2 protein-coding genes are annotated in these 725 nt (G+C 62.1%); both read left to right on the top strand.

Features of this window, described 5'->3' with window-relative positions:
- Positions 1 to 127 (top strand): EF-Tu C-terminal domain-related protein (locus Tchar_RS13585; protein WP_456243326.1); only part of this gene is annotated, 127 nt, incomplete at its 5' end.
- An 11-nt stretch (positions 128 to 138) separates the two neighbouring features.
- Entirely contained in the window at positions 139 to 450 is a 312-nt protein-coding gene (gene rpsJ / locus Tchar_RS13580; RefSeq protein WP_144329495.1) for a 30S ribosomal protein S10, read from the top strand.
- The last annotated feature ends 275 nt before the right edge of the window (positions 451 to 725 follow it).

Below are 725 nucleotides of genomic sequence, written 5' to 3'. Positions count from 1 at the left end.
GGGAGACAACGTCACCATCACCGTCAAGCTGATTGCGCCGATTGCGATGGAAGAAGGCCTGCGCTTTGCGATCCGCGAAGGCGGCCGCACGGTCGGCGCCGGCGTCGTGGCCAAGATCATCGAGTGAGGCGAGCGATCATGAACAAGCAAAAAATCCGCATTCGCCTCAAGGCTTTCGACTACAAGCTCATCGACGCCTCGGCGGCCGAGATCGTCGACACCGCCAAGCGCACCGGCGCCATCGTGCGCGGCCCCGTGCCGCTGCCCACGCGCATGAAGCGCTTCGACATCCTGCGCTCGCCGCACGTCAACAAAACCAGCCGCGACCAGTTCGAGATTCGCACTCATCAGCGCCTGATGGACATCGTCGATCCGACCGACAAGACGGTCGATGCGCTGATGAAGCTCGACCTGCCGGCGGGCGTGGACGTCGAGATCAAGCTGCAATGACGGCTTCCATGCCCTGTTGACAGCCTATGTCAAGGCAAAGTAGAAATGTCCGCCCTCTGAGCAAGTTAGAAATGTCCGGTTTGACGCCGAAGGTATGTCCTCATGGGCTGGCCCATGGGCCAGCCCATGAGGGCGGAGCGCTGAAGAGACGACGCCAGGGGTGCTCAGGGCCGGGACACCATGGCTGTTTGACTTGGCGCGCTTTGAGGATGTCATCCACCCGCGCATTGAGCGTCTTGTCATCGACGGCGCTGGGGGTGGCTGGAGCAGGATCG

Origin of the sequence: Tepidimonas charontis, from assembly GCF_007556685.1 — a bacterium.
Taxonomy (GTDB): domain Bacteria; phylum Pseudomonadota; class Gammaproteobacteria; order Burkholderiales; family Burkholderiaceae_C; genus Tepidimonas; species Tepidimonas charontis.
The sequence above is the reverse complement of the archived record's forward strand: the minus strand, read 5'-3'. Positions and strand labels throughout refer to the sequence as shown.

What these genes read in the sequence shown, in the direction of transcription:
- rpsJ (WP_144329495.1), top strand. Translation starts at nt 139, where the DNA reads ATGAACAAGCAAAAAATCCGCATTCGCCTCAAGGCTTTCGACTACAAG.